The organism is Cupriavidus oxalaticus, assembly GCF_004768545.1.
GTDB lineage: Bacteria > Pseudomonadota > Gammaproteobacteria > Burkholderiales > Burkholderiaceae > Cupriavidus > Cupriavidus oxalaticus_A.
In genome coordinates this window covers 1,904,480-1,919,524 of the sequence record NZ_CP038635.1, presented here as the reverse complement: position 1 = coordinate 1,919,524, position 15,045 = coordinate 1,904,480, and the positions used below count along the sequence as shown (strand labels likewise).

The 15,045-nt window shown below is 62.8% G+C and carries 17 protein-coding genes; 14 read left to right on the top strand and 3 right to left on the bottom strand.

All coding sequences use genetic code 11. From position 1 onward, the window contains the following. Nucleotides 1-67 precede the first annotated feature (67 nt). Nucleotides 68-916, bottom strand: coding sequence for a class I SAM-dependent methyltransferase (locus E0W60_RS19640; RefSeq protein ID WP_135705334.1), 849 nt, complete (start codon nt 914-916; stop codon nt 68-70). 275 nt (nt 917-1,191) lie between these two features. Here E0W60_RS19640 and E0W60_RS19635 point away from each other — a divergent pair, with 275 nt between their 5' ends. The 3 genes from E0W60_RS19635 (at nt 1,192) to E0W60_RS19625 (ending at nt 4,448) form a co-directional block, all read left to right on the top strand. Further along, the gene (locus tag E0W60_RS19635) at nt 1,192-2,172 is read left to right on the top strand and encodes a quinone oxidoreductase family protein (RefSeq protein WP_133096254.1); all 981 of its coding nucleotides are present in this window, start codon (nt 1,192-1,194) and stop codon (nt 2,170-2,172) included. 71 nt (nt 2,173-2,243) lie between these two features. Beyond that, entirely contained in the window at nt 2,244-3,305 is a 1,062-nt protein-coding gene (locus E0W60_RS19630) for a 3-keto-5-aminohexanoate cleavage protein (protein WP_133096253.1), read from the top strand. 153 nt (nt 3,306-3,458) lie between these two features. Beyond that, nucleotides 3,459-4,448 carry a Bug family tripartite tricarboxylate transporter substrate binding protein gene (locus E0W60_RS19625; RefSeq protein ID WP_135705333.1) on the top strand — a complete coding sequence of 330 codons (990 nt, stop codon included), beginning with the start codon at nt 3,459-3,461 and terminating at the stop codon, nt 4,446-4,448. A gap of 92 nt (nt 4,449-4,540) precedes the next feature. On the opposite strand, the gene E0W60_RS19620 is transcribed toward E0W60_RS19625, so the two are convergent. Next, nucleotides 4,541-5,599 (bottom strand): AraC family transcriptional regulator, encoded by a 1,059-nt coding sequence (locus E0W60_RS19620; protein WP_135705332.1) that lies wholly within the window; start codon nt 5,597-5,599, stop codon nt 4,541-4,543. Between the two features lie 104 nt (nt 5,600-5,703). Between E0W60_RS19620 and E0W60_RS19615 the strand changes: the two genes are divergently transcribed. The 5 genes from E0W60_RS19615 to E0W60_RS19595 all read left to right on the top strand — a co-directional run bounded on the left by E0W60_RS19615 (nt 5,704) and on the right by E0W60_RS19595 (nt 9,436). Further along, complete coding sequence (locus E0W60_RS19615; protein WP_135705331.1) at nt 5,704-5,955, top strand: hypothetical protein; 252 nt, start codon at nt 5,704-5,706, stop codon at nt 5,953-5,955. A 5-nt stretch (nt 5,956-5,960) separates the two neighbouring features. Beyond that, the gene (locus E0W60_RS19610; protein ID WP_133096250.1) at nt 5,961-6,806 is read left to right on the top strand and encodes a TauD/TfdA dioxygenase family protein; all 846 of its coding nucleotides are present in this window, start codon (nt 5,961-5,963) and stop codon (nt 6,804-6,806) included. A 103-nt stretch (nt 6,807-6,909) separates the two neighbouring features. Next, nucleotides 6,910-7,479 carry an RBBP9/YdeN family alpha/beta hydrolase gene (locus E0W60_RS19605; RefSeq protein WP_135705330.1) on the top strand — a complete coding sequence of 190 codons (570 nt, stop codon included), beginning with the start codon at nt 6,910-6,912 and terminating at the stop codon, nt 7,477-7,479. A gap of 166 nt (nt 7,480-7,645) precedes the next feature. Beyond that, nucleotides 7,646-8,581 (top strand): 3-keto-5-aminohexanoate cleavage protein, encoded by a 936-nt coding sequence (locus E0W60_RS19600; RefSeq protein ID WP_133096248.1) that lies wholly within the window; start codon nt 7,646-7,648, stop codon nt 8,579-8,581. Nucleotides 8,582-8,689: 108 nt separating this feature from the next. Continuing rightward, nucleotides 8,690-9,436, top strand: a complete 747-nt coding sequence (locus E0W60_RS19595) for an SDR family NAD(P)-dependent oxidoreductase (protein WP_135705329.1) — start codon at nt 8,690-8,692, stop codon at nt 9,434-9,436. A 143-nt stretch (nt 9,437-9,579) separates the two neighbouring features. On the opposite strand, the gene E0W60_RS19590 is transcribed toward E0W60_RS19595, so the two are convergent. Next, nucleotides 9,580-10,737 (bottom strand): porin, encoded by a 1,158-nt coding sequence (locus E0W60_RS19590; RefSeq protein ID WP_135705328.1) that lies wholly within the window; start codon nt 10,735-10,737, stop codon nt 9,580-9,582. 347 nt (nt 10,738-11,084) lie between these two features. On the opposite strand from E0W60_RS19590, the gene E0W60_RS19585 reads away from it, so the two are divergent. The 6 genes from E0W60_RS19585 to E0W60_RS19560 all read left to right on the top strand — a co-directional run bounded on the left by E0W60_RS19585 (nt 11,085) and on the right by E0W60_RS19560 (nt 15,036). After that, on the top strand, nt 11,085-11,555 hold the full coding sequence (locus E0W60_RS19585) for a plasmid fertility inhibition factor family protein (protein WP_135705327.1): 471 nt from the start codon (nt 11,085-11,087) through the stop codon (nt 11,553-11,555). A 159-nt stretch (nt 11,556-11,714) separates the two neighbouring features. Further along, the gene (locus tag E0W60_RS19580; protein WP_135705326.1) at nt 11,715-12,779 is read left to right on the top strand and encodes a VWA domain-containing protein; all 1,065 of its coding nucleotides are present in this window, start codon (nt 11,715-11,717) and stop codon (nt 12,777-12,779) included. A 313-nt stretch (nt 12,780-13,092) separates the two neighbouring features. Continuing rightward, a complete protein-coding gene (locus tag E0W60_RS19575) occupies nt 13,093-13,413 on the top strand; it encodes a hydroxyquinol 1,2-dioxygenase (RefSeq protein ID WP_135705325.1) in 321 nt (106 codons plus the stop codon). A 33-nt stretch (nt 13,414-13,446) separates the two neighbouring features. Continuing rightward, complete coding sequence (locus E0W60_RS19570; protein ID WP_133096242.1) at nt 13,447-13,866, top strand: organic hydroperoxide resistance protein; 420 nt, start codon at nt 13,447-13,449, stop codon at nt 13,864-13,866. A gap of 58 nt (nt 13,867-13,924) precedes the next feature. Continuing rightward, on the top strand, nt 13,925-14,425 hold the full coding sequence (locus E0W60_RS19565; protein ID WP_135705324.1) for a DUF1097 domain-containing protein: 501 nt from the start codon (nt 13,925-13,927) through the stop codon (nt 14,423-14,425). Between the two features lie 176 nt (nt 14,426-14,601). Continuing rightward, nucleotides 14,602-15,036 carry a MarR family winged helix-turn-helix transcriptional regulator gene (locus tag E0W60_RS19560; RefSeq protein WP_135706276.1) on the top strand — a complete coding sequence of 145 codons (435 nt, stop codon included), beginning with the start codon at nt 14,602-14,604 and terminating at the stop codon, nt 15,034-15,036. The last annotated feature ends 9 nt before the right edge of the window (nt 15,037-15,045 follow it).

Below are 15,045 nucleotides of genomic sequence, written 5' to 3'. Positions count from 1 at the left end.
GGGAGTACAAAGCCCCATATCCGCTTGCCGCTTATGCCGTTCCGCTAGGCTCGAACGGGGGCGAAAACTATCCTGGCTTCGCGCCCGAGCCGATGATGAGTTCAAGCTCGGTCTTGAAGCCTTCACCGACGTCGAACTGCTTTAGGCATTCATGAACATCGTTCCAGGCCCTCACCCTGGCCGCGACGTCGAGGTCCGCTACCACCGCCCGGTATGCCCCGGCGGCTTCCTGCATCAGTTGCAGCGCATCGGACGCGCTCGGCAAGACGAGCTGCGCTCGGACGTGGCGTGTTCTCACATCGCCAAGACCGCTGTCGTGCATCAGGCGTTCCAGCACGCCATCGCCTCCCAGTGCAAAGATTCCGGGTTGTCCGGGCGCGGGAGGAGACTTGCCCGCGTGGCGTAGAAGGATCGCCATCGGCTGAGCCATAAAGGGATTGGCGGCCGGCGTCGTGAAGACCAGCGCCGCGAAGCGCGCGCCAGGCTTGAGTGCGCGCTGGACAGATTTCAATGCCTCACCAGGTGACGGAAAAAGCATCAATCCCAATCGGCACATCGCCGCGTCGAACGGGGCCAGTGTCTCGACCAATTCGTCTGCTGCGCATTCCAGCGTTTCGATATTCTGAAGGCCGGCACGGGCGGCATTTCGGCGGACATGCTCCAGCATGGTGCCCGATATATCACTGGCGACCACTTCGCCGTCGGCACCCACTCGCATCGCTGCCTGGATGCTCTGGCTGCCGGCACCGCAAGCCAGATCGAGAACGCGCATGCCCGGCCGGACACCGGCCATATCAATGAGCGTGTCCGTGGCGCCAGAAAGAGTGGTGGCGAACACATTCTCCCACTTCGCCCAGCCGGGTGCTGCCGACTCCCACGTATTGCGAAGACTGGATTTCACTCTGTTGTCGGTCATCTGGAGACTCCCTCAGGTTCCACCGCCGCCTGTACAGAAGCATTGTATTTCCATCACTCATGAGCCGACGGATCCTTGTCATAAAGAGAAAAGTTAAAGGCACGCAAGGGAAAGCGGAAAGCGGCGCCAGGCTCGATGATTCGGTCATGCAAAGTGCACTCGGACATCAACCCGTCTGAGTCACACCAGCACCGGCTTGTCCATTTTGTCCATCGGCGAGCCCAGGCGGCAAGCCCCAGGCAAGCCGTGACATCTACTCAAGAACAGGAGACCACATGGCGAAAGTCGTTAAGATTTACGAGACAGGCGGACCCGACGTCCTTCGTTTTGAGGACGCGCATGTGGGTGATCCGGGGCCAGGGGAGGTTCGCGTCCGTCACGTGGCCGTAGGTCTGAATTTTGCCGACACTTACTTCCGCAGCGGTACCTATAAGGTCCCGCTGCCCAGCGGCATCGGCAACGAAGCCGCCGGCGTTATCCAGGCCGTCGGTGCCGGCGTCACCCATCTGGCGGTCGGCGACCGTGTGACCTATACGGGCTTTACCAACACGCTGGGCGCCTACAGCACGGAGCGGTTGATCTCCGCCGCACCGCTGATCAAGCTGCCGGAGACGATCAGTTGCGAAATCGCGGCTGCCATGACCATGCGGGGCCTGTCAGCGGCCTACCTGATGCGCCGGATCTACCCCTTCAAGGCGGGCGACTCCATCCTGCTGCATGCCGCGGCAGGCGGTGTCGGCCTGATCATTTCGCAATGGGCCAAGCTGCAGGGACTGACGGTGATCGGAACGGTTTCTACCGATGCCAAGGCCGAAATCGCGCGCGCCCATGGCTGCGACCACACGATCAATTACAGCCATGAGGACGTGGCCACGCGCGTGCGGGAGTTGACGGATGGCGTGGGCGTGAACGTGGTCTTCGACAGCGTGGGCAAGGACACCTTCATGGCCTCGCTGGACTCCCTCAAGCGCCGCGGCCTGCTGGTGTGCGTGGGTTTCGCCTCCGGCCCGGTCACCGGGTTCGATCCTGCGATCCTGGCCCGCAAAGGCTCGGCATTCCTGACGCGCCCGGGCCTGGCCGACTATATCGCCGATCCTGCCGAGAAGGCGGAACTGGTGAGCGAGCTGTTCGGCCACGTGGCGGCGGGCCGCATCCACATCGGGATCAATCAGCGCTATGCCCTGGAAGATGCCACGCAGGCACATCGGGACCTCGAGTCCCGAAAGACCACCGGCTCGTCCATTTTCGTGATTTGACAGCGCGAAGCAGCCTTCCCATCTAGTTCGACGTTCCCAAGATTCAAACCTCAACCCGGAGATCCATCGATATGAACTTCCTTGACGGCCACCTGTATCCCGAGAACCAGCAGCCCCTGATCATCACCGCCGCTCCCTATGCGCCAGGCTGGATCCCGTCAGACTTCCCGGAAGACATCCCTGTCACCATGGCGGATCAGATTCAGAAGGCGGTGGATTGCTACGAAGCTGGTGCGAGAGTGCTGCATCTGCACGTGCGCGAAGAGGATGGCAAGGGCAGCAAGCGGCTGTCCAAGTTCAACGAACTGATCGCCGGCGTGCGCAAGGCCTGTCCGGAAATGGTCATCCAGGTGGGCGGCTCTATCAGCTTCGCGCCTGAAGAGGGACAGGCCGCCAAATGGCTTAGCGATGACACGCGGCACATGCTGGCCGAACTTGATCCGAAGCCGGACCAGGTGACGGTGACCGTCAACACTTCGCAGATGAATGTGACGGAGCACGCCAGTGTGGATGATTTCAAGGGAGTTTCGCGGGGGTTCGCGCACCTCTACGAAACCTACAAGGACATGGTCGTTCCCTCGAATCCCAGCTGGTTCGAGGAGCACGTTCGACGCCTGACGGCCGCCGGTATTCAAAGCGAGTTTCAATGCTACAACATCAACAGCTTTGAAACGATTGAGCGGATGATTCGCCGCGGTGTCTACAAGGGCCCGCTGGTGATGAACTGGGTGGCGATCAGCGGCGGCATGGATCAGGCGAACATCTACAACCTGGCCAACATTCTGCGTGCCGTGCCGGACGGAGCCGTGGTAACGGTGGAGAGTTCGGTGCTGAACGTGCTGCCCATCAACATGATCGGCATGGCTTTGGGCCTGCATGTGCGGTGCGGCATCGAGGACGTACTCTGGAACCAGACCCGCACCGGAAAGATGAGCACGGTCGAGCAGATCAAGCAATTGGTGCGTATTGCCGGCGAATTTGGTCGGCCCATCGCGACCGCGCAGCAGACCCGCGAGATCTTGCAGCTTGGGGTCTTCTACGACACGGTGGAAGAGACGCTGCAGAAGAATGGCTTTGCCCCCAATCGTAACGGTGGCCACCAGGGCTTCCTGCGCAAGGCCGAATGCATGTAAGTAGCCCTTGGGGGAACTTGACAGCATTTGCGGTATTGGCGATGCCAGCGTTGCTCATGCCGCCATGTGCGTCGCGCCTGCTGCCAGGGCGACGCACATGGAAGGCGCGCAGCTTGACCAATCGTCAACAAAACAAGTACATGGAGGTAGACAATGGCATTGCGAATTCAAAAGCTGGTTGCGGTCACGCTGGGCACCGCAGCGCTTCTGGCGTTGTGCGCTTCAGGGCAGGCGCAGGAAGCCTGGCCCGCGCGCCCGATTCAGATGATCGTGGCCTCGTCGGCAGGATCAGGAACCGATGCCCTGGCACGGGTGATGGCGCAACGCCTGTCGGCATCCCTGAAGCAGCCAGTCGTTGTTGAAAACCGGCCGGGCGGCAGTGGAGTCATTGGGACAAGCGCTGTAGTCAAGGCGCCGGCCGACGGATACACGATTCTTTACACCACGGCATCGAACCAGGTCATCGCCCCGGCCGTTCTGAAGACCATCCCGTATGATCCTAAGAAGAGCCTTGTCCCAATCGCCGAGACGGCCGAGGGTGGCGTGATGTTGCTGGTGAGCAATGATCTGCCGGTCCACAACCTGCAGGAGCTTATCCAGTTGGTGAAGGCGAATCCGGACAAATACAGCTACGCTTCCTGGGCCACCGGCTCTTCAGGGCAGCTGACGATGGAATGGCTCAAGAAGCAGACCGGCATGAAGACCGATCACGTCGCATATCGGACCTCGAATCAGCTATTGACTGACCTTTCCTCAGGTGTCGTGAAAATCGGCTGGACCGATCCGGCCGCGCCCGTTCCCTTCCTGCGTTCCGGAAAGGTCCGCGCCATTGCCATTACCGGCAATGTGCGTGCGCCGCAGCTGCCTGATGTCAAGACCATGGGTGAACAGGGCTATAAGTTCGATATGGTGGGGTGGTTCGGCATGTTTGCGCCAGCGGGAACCAACCCGGCGATCGTGAAGAGGCTGGCCGATGAAGTCAACAAGGTGCAGGCGTCCCCTGATCTCGCAGCGATGATGAAGAGCATGAACTTTGGGCCGCCGCCGGTGAAGACCTCGGTGCAGTTCGGCGAGACTGTCAGCAACGATCTACAAGCCTGGTCGAAGATCGCGGTCGATGCAAAGATCCGGCTCGATGAATGAAACGTGTTGTGACCGGGGGCGTTCTCACTTTGCCGGTGGCGAGGCAAGGCTGCAGCAGGTGAGGCTCCCCCGGGATCCGTGCCAGGTCGGAATCATGAACAAATCCGGTCGGCAGCGCTTGCCTGCGAAGGGGCTGCCTGTCGGCGCACGCTGCCGCTTGCGGCCCGGCTCTCCTTGGGGCTGCAACCGAATTGCACGTGATACCAGCGCGAGAATCCGCTTAGCGCGGAAAAGCCGAGCAGTGTCGCCACTTCAGTCAACGGACGATCGCTCTCGATGACATGACGGGTCGCGAGCTCCGTGCGGACTTCGTTCACGATCGACGAGAAGCTCTGACCCTCTTCCGCCAGCCGGCGCTGGACCGTGCGGCACACCACGCCCAGGCTATCAGCTACCCGTTCGATGCTGCAGCGCCCACTGGGCAATAGCAGCAGGATGGTGCGCCGCACGTCCTCATGCATTGTCGCCCGATGCGGCATGGCGGACTTGTCGACCAGCTGCTGCGCATAGCGCACCATGGCCGGATCGGCCCACGGATTGCGCGCATCGAGGTCGGCCCGCGCGCAGAGGATCCCGTTGAAGTCACAATCGAATTCGATGCGAGGGCCAAAAAACCGCTGGTGTGCGCTCAGGTCGCGCGGCGCCGGGTGCTCGAAGCATACGCGCTGCGGCTGCCAGTCGGGCTTGAGAAGCTGGCGTATCAACCGCACCATGACCCCCAGGGCCAGTTCAACCCTTTGGCGGGTTGGCTGATGCGCGCTGCCGGCGATCAGCGCCTCGCGGATGATGACCAGTTCGCCGCATTCCTCGACTGCCAGTGACTGCGCACCGTTGAGCATCGGCTGGTAGCGCATCAGCGTGCCAAGCGAGTCGCGCAGCGTCGCCTGGTCGCGGATCAGCATGCCTACCGCCCCGAGATTGGACAACTGGCGTGACTCGGCCATGCACAACCCGAAACTCTCGTTGCCCGACAGGTCTGCGGAGGCCTGGAGCAGGCGTCCGAAACGCTCGACTGGAATCATGAGGTCCGGCTCGCGAAGTACGCTCGGACTAATTCCTGCGTCAGACATCAGCCGCACAGGATCCAGTCCGGCGGCACGAGCGACCTCGCTGTAGTTGGTCAGGGCTGCAGCGCGGACAAGTAACGACATCGGGAAATGAGGCTGAAAATGGACAGCTCATGATAAATCGCTGTCACGTACTGTCAAGCGAGAATGACCCGCGACGTTCATCCTCTCAAGGTTGCGGAGAAGCGTTGAATCCTCTGGCTTCCTGTGCAATCGGATGGTTGTCGTCAATTGCCAAGTTCAAGGCGCGCAAGGCAAAGCGGGAAGTGTCGCCAGGCACGATGATATGCGTCAGCGGTCATTATCGAGAATTGTCACGTGAACGCGACTTGACTTCCTTCGCGACGGCGCCGCCGGAAAGCCTGGAACGCCGGATGCTCATCCGCAAGCAGCCGGACTCTGAACCCGTTCGCAGATTCATCCACCTGCAGGAGACGTAGAAATAATGAAGATCAGGCAAATCACCCCCGCCATCGGGGCCGAGATTTCTGGCGTCAACCTTGGCGAGGCGGCGCGCGATCCTGCGCGCTTCGCCGAGATCCGCGCGGCGCTGCTCAAGCACAGAGTGCTCTTCTTTCGCAAGCAGGAGATCACGCGCGCCGATCACGTGGCCTTCGCCAGCGGCTTCGGCAAGCTGGAAGACCATCCGGTGGTCGGCAGTGTTCCCGGGTATCCGGGCCTCGTGAAGGTCTACCGCAGCGACAACCCGCACAGCTACGAGAACAGCTACCACTGCGACGGCCTGTGGCGTCCCAATCCGGCCATGGGCGCAGTCCTGCGCTGCATCGAATGCCCGGAGATCGGCGGCGACACCATCTGGGTCAACATGGTCAAGGCATACGAAGAGCTGCCGGAGGAGATCAAAAGGAAGATCGACGGCCTGCGCGCCAGGGCCAGCATCGAGCACAGCTTCGGTGCGGTCATGACCCCGGAAGACCGCGCAAAGCTGGCCCAGGATCATCCGCCGGTGGAGCATCCGGTGGTACGCACCCACCCTGAGACCGGCGAGAAGATCCTGTTCGTCGGCGCCTCGTTCACGACGCACTTCACCAATTACAGCACCCCGGACAACGTGCGCTACGGCATCGACAAGTCGCCCGGCGCCTCGCTGCTGCTCAATTACCTGACCAGCCGCGCCACCATTCCCGAATACCAGGTGCGCTGGGCATGGCAGGAGGGCGACGTTGCGGTCTGGGACAACCGCAGCACGCAGCACTACGCCGTCAACGACTACTACCCGGCACCGCGCAAGCTCGAGCGCGCCGGCATCGTGGGCGATATCCCCTGCTAAGCCGCAAGCGGGCCGGGAGAATCACTTCCGACCATCGGCCGTACTCGCCGACGGACCAGGCTGCGCTGGCGAATCATCAAATCAAGCGAGGAGAATGAATCCCATGACATCCGGAAATCAGCCAACGGTTGTGATCGTTCCCGGTTTTCGCGATCACATGCCGGAGCACTGGCAATCGCTGCTGGCAGAGCGTTTGCAGCAGCAGGGACGAGCGGTGCGCATTGTGCCCCAGATTGATCAGGACAAGCGGTTGCGCAGTGCCAGGGTGGCCAACCTTGACCGTGTCGTAAGCAGCATTGCAGGGCCGGTCATCCTGGTTGCACATAGTGTTGGCTGCCTGATCACGGTTCACTGGGCACAGGAGACGGCGCGCGCCGTGCAGGGCGTGCTACTTGCCGGGCCGACCGACTACGACAGTCCGTTGCCGGCCGGATACAAGGATCCGCAGGCGCTGGCAGAGGAAGGATGGATCCCTATCCCGCGGCGGCCTCTGCAATTCCCGAGCATCGTAGTGGCGAGCCAAAATGATCCGCTCGGGAAGTTCGAACGAATCCGCGACCTGGCGCAGGCCTGGGGCAGCCGTTTCGTCGATGCCGGGGAAGTGGGCCATCTCGGACCGGCAGATGGCTATGGACCGTGGCCGCTGGCAGAGGAACTGATTCAGCAACTCTGAGTGGCTACGTCTCCTGCCGGCTTCCACGCATATCTTGCCGGAACATCTACTTTCCAATTGGCGACATTCAGGGCGTGGTCACAGCCGGCGACGGCAAAGTTCCCGAGCATTTGCGGCGTCGCATGAAGCAGTTCATTCCCCAGCCAGAGAACGAAGGAAATCTACCATGGCAGCTCCCCAGAGCAAGGTTATTGTCACGTGCGCCGTGACCGGTGGCATCCACACTCCGACGATGTCGCCTTATCTCCCCATTACCGCGCAGGAAATCGAAGACGAGGCTGTTGCCGCGGCCGAGGCAGGCGCCTCGATCGTCCATCTGCATGCCCGCAAGCCGGAGAATGGCCAGCCGTCCCAGGACCCCGCGCTCTTTCGTGAATTCCTTCCGCGCATCGCGGCGCGCTCCGACGTGGTGATCAACCTCACGACCGGCGGCGCCCCCAACATGCTGGTCGAGGAGCGCCTCCAGCCGGCGTTGCAGCTCAAGCCGGAAGTGGCCTCGCTGAACATGGGTTCAATGAACTTCGGCTTGTACCCGATGCTCGCCCGGCACAAGGAGTTCAAGCACGACTGGGAGCGTCCTTACCTGGAGGGTTCCGAGGACCGCGTCTTCCGCAACACGTTCAAGGAGATCCGCTACATCCTGGAGTCGTGCGCCGACAATGGCACTCGCTTCGAAGTCGAATGCTACGACACCAGTCATCTCTATACCGCCGCCCACTTCGCTGACCGCGGCATACTCAAGGCGCCGTTCTTCATCCAGTCGGTGTTCGGCCTGCTCGGCGGCATCGGCTCGCATCCCGAGGACGTCATGCACATGCGCCGCACCGCCGAGCGGCTGTTCGGCAAGGACTACTACTGGTCGGTGCTCGGCGCCGGCCGCAGCCAGATGCCGATTGCCTCGATGGCCGCCGCCATGGGCGGAAACGTCCGCGTGGGGCTGGAGGACTCGCTCTGGGACGGCCCGGGCCGCCTGTCGAAGAGCAATGCCGACCAGGTCAGGCGCGTCGTTGGTGTTCTGGAATCGCTGAACCTCGAGGTGGCTACGCCGGACGAGGCGCGTGACATGCTTCAACTGAAGGGCAGGAACGCTGTCGCATTCTGACAGTGCGAATGTTGTGCCGGCCAGTTGAGCATCCGGGCATGCGCGCGTCTTGAACATCTTCCCCAGGCTCTCGAATAGCTCCTCTTCACTCCCCCGAAGGAAATTCTCATGTCTCATGCTGTTGTCTTGATTACCGGTGCGACGGCAGGCATCGGCCGCGCGACGGCGCTTGCCTTTGCAGCCAAAGGTGCACGACTGGTCTGCTCGGGTCGGAACGCCGCTGCCGGAGATGCCCTCATCTCGGAACTTCGGCAGATGGGCGCGGAAGCGGACTTCGTCGCGGCCGATATCAGCCGTGAAGACGATGTCATCCGTCTTGTCGGCCATGCCGTCGAGCGCTTTGGATGCCTTGATATCGCAGTGAACAGTGCCGGAACGGAAGGAACCCCGGGATCGATCGTCGAGCAGACCGTCGAGTCGTACACGACGATTTTCGATGCGAATGTCCTTGGGACATTCCTTTGCATGAAGCACGAGCTGCGCGCGATGATCTCGCAGAAGCGTGGGGCGGTCGTCAACCTCTCTTCCACGATGGGCAGCCGCGGTAACCCGCGCAATCCCATGTATGTGGCAAGCAAGCACGCGATCGAGGGCTTCACCAAGTCGGCGGCGCTGGATGCCATCAAATCGAATGTCCGCGTCAACGCCGTGGCGCCGGGCCCGATTGAAACGGAAATGCTCGGACGCATTGCCGGCGGCGCGGATCGGGTCGCAGCCGTCGCCGCAACGATCCCAGCCGGACGCGTCGGCACACCGGAAGAAGTCGCTGAGGCGATCATCTTCCTGGCATCCGGCCAGTCCACGTACATCACGGGCCAGATCCTTCACGTGAACGGCGGGAAGACAGCCGCGTAGCTTTCATGGCATTCCTGCGCTCCCCCAGGCGCGGCTGTAGTCGCGCCACTTGATCCGGTTCAGGCGCGGGAGGGGGGCGACAGGGGGGCGACGTGCCACCCATCACTTCGACAGAAGCATGACACGTCGCCACTATGCGGGCCTCAGAAGACGTGACGGATACCCACGGCAACGCCAAACATCGAGGTCTGGCCATTGGGGAGCGCGTAACTATTCAACGTAAGGCTGGTGGCGAAATTGCTTGCCGCCGATTCCATGGCCAGGCCAGCGTTCTTTGAATAGGCCGTGGTCAGGTAGATGTCGGTACGCTTGGAGAGCACGTAGTCTGCAATCAGCGCAATCTGCCAGGGGTTGGCAATGTGAGTGTTCCCTCCCAGGTTCTTCACGTCCTGGTAGTTGTACTCGAGCGTGAAATCGAGAGTCGGTGAGAACCGGTATTGACCGCCAATCCAGTAGAAATCGTCACGTTGAATCAACGTGCCATTTTGATTCTTGTTCTGACCCCAGCGATAACCGCCCATTACCTTCGCCGTTCCATTGAGAGCGTAGCTGGCCATGACAGCAGCCTTCTTATAGGTACCGTGGCCAGTGCCGATCGTCGGATTCCATTGGTCATAGCCGACGCCCACCCCGAAAGGCCCGGCAAGATAGTTCAGCCCTGCTCCATAGCTTGTGTCCCGGCGGAACTGCCCTGGCACTTCACCGTTGCCACCAGCAGTCGGGAGGGCGGGAGCGACTTGCGGAAGTGTTGTGCCCACGCCAAACGACCAGTTTGCCATGGCCGTGAGCCCCCCGAACACGCCGGTGTACTTCACCGCGTTGTCCTGGCGGAAGTTGGCACCGGCAATCACGCCGGTAGGCTCATACTGGCTGGCATATCGCGCCGGGACAAAGTTGGCTAGCGTGGAGAACAACGAATGGTATTGCCGGCCGAAAGTAATCTGGCCATATGGCGACTCAACGCCAACAAAGGCCTGGCGGCCAAATATCCGGCCACCCTGTTGCAGGGTACCGGTATCGCTCGAGAAGCCGCTCTCCAGAACGAAAACCGATTTCAGCCCGCCGCCCAGGTCTTCCTTGCCGCGAAGGCCCCAGCGCGAGCCGGAGTAGCCGCCGGCGTCCTGTCTGAATGCTTTGCCGCCCGTGCCCGGATTGAATCCGTTACTCGCCTGCGGCACGGCACCAACGTGATTAACGTACTCGACGTTCACGTCCATCACGCCGTAGAGCGTTACGCTGGATTGCGCTTTGACTGCGCCACACGCAACCATCGCGGCGAGGGCGATCATCGTTCTTTTCATCTACTCGTTCCTCCTTGGCCCATGTTCTGGTTTCATTCTTGTGATGCTCGGCAACCCTGACATGCAGGATCAGGGTGCTGGGCGAGTGTCTGATGCCTTGGGCGCGTCGCGCTTGTGTTGCTGCGACTTTGAATTGCTGATTGGCGACACGTTGGGGCATACCCCTACCCGGCAAGCGGCAGACGTTGCGGACGCTGATGCGGGGCGTGTGACTGGCGAGTTCACAAGGGCCTGGCGCTGACGCATAATCCCAGGGCATACGGATAGCACGGCAGCGGCGGTTGAAGCCGCGCCGCATCGAATCCGGCCCCGGCGAAGCGCCGGGATAACAAGAAATCGGAGTCGCCTTGTCAGAAGATCAGGTGCAACGGGGTCCTGACGGGAACTGGATAGTTCCTATCCCCGGTCACAGTCCTTACACGTTCACCCGCATGAAATGCGGTTTCGATGCCCCCGACTCGCGCCACAAGGTGGTCGTGATCAACCTGGCGAAACTGCTCGCCTGCGCCGACCGCGATACCACGGACTATGTCCTTCAGGCTGCGCAGTACTGGCATGCGGGCATGGTGCGCGGCATTTGCGAGTTCCTGGCGCCCGGCCAGGAGCGGATTCCGGAAGTCCCCTATGTAACGTTCACAACCCGGCGCCGCCGTACGCTATCCGGGCTGATCGGCATTGCCAGTGAAGGCGTGGTGTCGTTTCGAAACGGCCAGCATCGCGCCCGCTATCTGGCGTTTGCCGGCGCAAGCAGCCTGCCGGTTGAAGTCCATGAAACCGAGGCGGAACTGCTCGAGCGATTCTGCGGGTGGGGTCGTTAGCCAGCGCCTGGATGCCTGGCGGGCGCGTAAGCCTTGCCGTGGATGAAATTGTGCGGTAAATGGCATTTGCCGGTTACCCGGTCTGATCGCTCGGGGATCCGGTCCGCCCGGGAAGCTACAGTAGTAACATCGTCCTACCCACGCGCCAAGGAGCAGGGCATGCAGTTTCTCTGGCCGCAAATGCTATGGCTGCTGCTCTTGCTCCCACTGCTGGCAGCCGCCTACCTGTACCTGCTTGCGCGGCGCAAGAAAATCGCCCTGTTGTATTCCAGCCTTGCGCTGCCGCGCGCCGCGCTGGGCCGCAGGCAACGGCTGCGGCGTCATATCCCGCCGCTGCTCTTCCTGCTCGCGCTGGGCGCGGCGCTGCTGGCTTGCGCCCGTCCTACGGCGACCGTCACGCTGCCGTCCGACACCATCACCCTGGTGCTGGCCATGGATACTTCCCGCAGCATGGAGGCCACCGATGTCGCGCCCACCCGGATCAGCGCGGCCCAGCAGGCTGCGCGGGATCTTATCGTCGGGCTGCCGGCCAGCGTGCGCCTGGGCATTGTCTCTTTTGCCGCCACGGCGACCGTGGTGCTGCCCCCGACCGACAACCGGCAGGACATGATCGACGCGATCGACCGCTTCCAGCTCCAGCGCGGCACGGCGACAGGCAGCGGGCTGATCCAGGCGCTGGCGATGCTGTTTCCCGACGATGGCATCGACCTGGAAGCGATCCTCTTCAGTGGCGAGTCGCTCGCCCCCGGGCCGGGTGGCAGATCGATGACAGAGGCCGCGGCGGCGGACGCCGTCCGCAAGCGCGACCTGGAGCAGCCGGCGGCGCTGCCGGGCTCTTACCGGCACGGTGCGGTGATCCTCCTCAGCGACGGCCGCCGCACCACCGGCCCGGACCCCCTGGACGCCGCGCGCATGGCGGCCCAGCGCGGCGTTCGCGTCTACACCGTGGGCTTCGGCATGCCGCAGGACGGGGGTGCGGCAGTGTCTGGCCTGTCTTTCTACATGCAGCTGGACGAGCCCACCTTGCGCGCGGTCGCGGCGCTCACTGACGGCGAGTACTTCCAGGCAGGCTCGGCCGCGGACCTGACGCAGGTGTATCGCCGGCTGAGCGCCCGTTTCGTGCTCGAGCGCAGGGCAATCGAGATCGGCGCCTTGCTGGCGGCGGCCTCGGCCGTGCTGCTGGCGGCGGCGTGCGGGCTGTCGCTGCTGTGGTTCCGGCGCTGAACTGAAAGACCTCTGCCGGCGCCGGGATGGCGCCGGGGCGACAACAGCGGTCGTGGACGACTTCGTTGGGCGGCATCGGCACCCGCTACCAGTGGGCGCATCAGGCCCAGGCCAGATCAGGACCTGACAGCGATTTTGTATGTCTTTGTATTGCGCAGCCGGGGCGATACGCTTGGTGACAGCATCGGCCTCCCTGCACTACACGCGCGATACACCGGTCTCCTTAAATACGTTCCGTGGCCCGGCGCCGAAATCCAGCGAAAGCAAGCACCGGGCGCTCACAGTTCAACGTCGATTCTTGAGGAAACCAATCATGACTACCAACATCGCCCGCCGTTTCGTACTGGCCATCGCCTTGACCGCCGCAGCGGCAGGTGCCCAGGCCGCGAGCCTGTCCCATGTGGGCGCGCGTGACCCGTACACCGACGGCGCCCGCTCGGTGCTGGATGCGCGCGACCCGTACAGCGAAGGGGCGCGTTCGGTGCAGGAGCCGCGCAGCGCGTACAGCGACGGCGCCCGCAGCTTCGATCCCTTCACCGATGGCGCACGGATGCTGGCCGGCCTGGACCGCACCGGCGTCTCCGCGGCACCGGCGCGCAGTGCCGACCCCTATCTCGACGGCGCACACGCCTGACCCACGCCATCACCGTCTATCAAGGAGCAAATCATGACCCGCATCGAAAATGTGCTGTACACCGGCAAGGTCCATATCACCGCGGGTGGCCGCAACGGCGAAGCCCGTAGCGATGACGGCCGCCTGAACCTGCAGTTGTCGTCGCCGGGGTCCAGCGGATCCGGCACGAACCCGGAGCAATTGCTGGCGACGGGATGGTCGGCATGCTTTATCGGCGCGATCGGACTGGCTGCCGGCAAGATGAAGGTCAGGCTGCCGTCGGACCTGTCCGTCGACGCGGAAGTCGACCTGGGCACGGCCGGCGAAGCCTACCTGCTGCAGGCCCGCCTCAATGTCCGGATTCCCGGCATCGAGCGCGACGTGGCCCAGGCACTGGTGGATACCGCGCACCAGACTTGCCCGTATTCGAAGGCCCTGCGCGGCAACATCCATGTCGAAACCAAACTGATCTGAAGACCCGGGGATCCGCCTGCGTTCGCCAGGCGGTCCCACTCACCGAAGGAGGAAATCCATGTCGAACACCAGCACTCCTGCCGCCATGGCAATTTCGCCGGGCACGTTCCATGGCATTACGCTGGTCGGGGCCGTGGTGGCCGCAGTGACAACTTTCGTGACGCTTGCCGCGGCGTTGCCGGCCTGGGCCATGTTCCTTGGCTGGGTCGGCTACAACTCGCGCGGCCAGACGGTGCGCGAAGGCCTGGCGAATCTTGTGGCACTCCTGCTCGGCATCGTGTTTGGCGCCGGGACGGCACTGCTGATCGGATGGCTGTCCCCGCACGTCGGGAACCTTGCTACGCCGCTTGCTGTATTCGCCGATGTGGTGCTCGTGCTCAGCTTGCGGGCCTTGCCCGGCATCAACAACCCGCTTGCCTACTTTCTGGGGCTGATCAGCTTCTTTGCCGCGAGCCAGCCTCCGACTCCGTCGTTGCTGGCCGGACTGGTCGCGGCGGGGGTGCTCGGCGCGCTGGGCGGTGGCATCAGCAATGTGCTGCAGGGACGCCTGGCGCGCTAGCGCTGCTACCCGCAATCACGGCGAGTGCGGAAATGCCGTGATGGCATCGCAATCGCATCCGATCGTATCCGGTTTGCGCCGGATGCGGTCGCGTGCGCCTTCCGGCCGGCTACGCCGTTGCCGGGCGGGCCCATGATATATTCGCATGCGAACAAATTCACAATGCCGCCGAACACATGGAACCTCGCCTCGTCTACCTGTTGAACGTGGGCCAGCGGCGCCTGCAGCGGTGGTCTCAAGCGCGCATTGCCTCCGGTGGCGTGACATCCGCCCAGGCCGGGCTGCTGTTCTTTCTGGGCAGGAATGATGGCGCGCTGATGAGCGAGGCCGCCGCGGCACTCGATCTGGGCGCACCCGGGATGAGCGGGCTGGCCGACCGGACCGAACGGGCCGGCCTGATCGAGCGCCGGCCGGACGATAGCGATCGCCGTGCATCGCGCCTGTGGCTGACGGAAGCGGGGCGCAAGGCGCGCCTGCGCTCCAAGGCCAGCATGAAGGTATTGAATGCCAGGCTGACCGAGGGCTTCACCCCGGACGAGATCGACGTAGTGGCGCGCTGGCTGGGCAGTTTGCAGACGAAATTTCCGGCCGCCGACGAGCATCAGGAGTAACCCGGGGCA

Coding starts and splice junctions, on each gene's coding strand:
- E0W60_RS19580 (WP_135705326.1), top strand. CDS start 11,715: ATGCAGTTTCTCTGGCCGCAAATGCTATGGCTGCTGCTCTTGCTCCCA.
- E0W60_RS19575 (WP_135705325.1), top strand. CDS start 13,093: ATGACTACCAACATCGCCCGCCGTTTCGTACTGGCCATCGCCTTGACC.
- E0W60_RS19620 (WP_135705332.1), bottom strand. CDS start 5,599: ATGTCGTTACTTGTCCGCGCTGCAGCCCTGACCAACTACAGCGAGGTC.
- E0W60_RS19630 (WP_133096253.1), top strand. CDS start 2,244: ATGAACTTCCTTGACGGCCACCTGTATCCCGAGAACCAGCAGCCCCTG.
- E0W60_RS19605 (WP_135705330.1), top strand. CDS start 6,910: ATGACATCCGGAAATCAGCCAACGGTTGTGATCGTTCCCGGTTTTCGC.
- E0W60_RS19610 (WP_133096250.1), top strand. CDS start 5,961: ATGAAGATCAGGCAAATCACCCCCGCCATCGGGGCCGAGATTTCTGGC.
- E0W60_RS19560 (WP_135706276.1), top strand. CDS start 14,602: ATGGAACCTCGCCTCGTCTACCTGTTGAACGTGGGCCAGCGGCGCCTG.
- E0W60_RS19600 (WP_133096248.1), top strand. CDS start 7,646: ATGGCAGCTCCCCAGAGCAAGGTTATTGTCACGTGCGCCGTGACCGGT.
- E0W60_RS19570 (WP_133096242.1), top strand. CDS start 13,447: ATGACCCGCATCGAAAATGTGCTGTACACCGGCAAGGTCCATATCACC.
- E0W60_RS19565 (WP_135705324.1), top strand. CDS start 13,925: ATGTCGAACACCAGCACTCCTGCCGCCATGGCAATTTCGCCGGGCACG.
- E0W60_RS19595 (WP_135705329.1), top strand. CDS start 8,690: ATGTCTCATGCTGTTGTCTTGATTACCGGTGCGACGGCAGGCATCGGC.
- E0W60_RS19625 (WP_135705333.1), top strand. CDS start 3,459: ATGGCATTGCGAATTCAAAAGCTGGTTGCGGTCACGCTGGGCACCGCA.
- E0W60_RS19590 (WP_135705328.1), bottom strand. CDS start 10,737: ATGAAAAGAACGATGATCGCCCTCGCCGCGATGGTTGCGTGTGGCGCA.
- E0W60_RS19635 (WP_133096254.1), top strand. CDS start 1,192: ATGGCGAAAGTCGTTAAGATTTACGAGACAGGCGGACCCGACGTCCTT.
- E0W60_RS19640 (WP_135705334.1), bottom strand. CDS start 916: ATGACCGACAACAGAGTGAAATCCAGTCTTCGCAATACGTGGGAGTCG.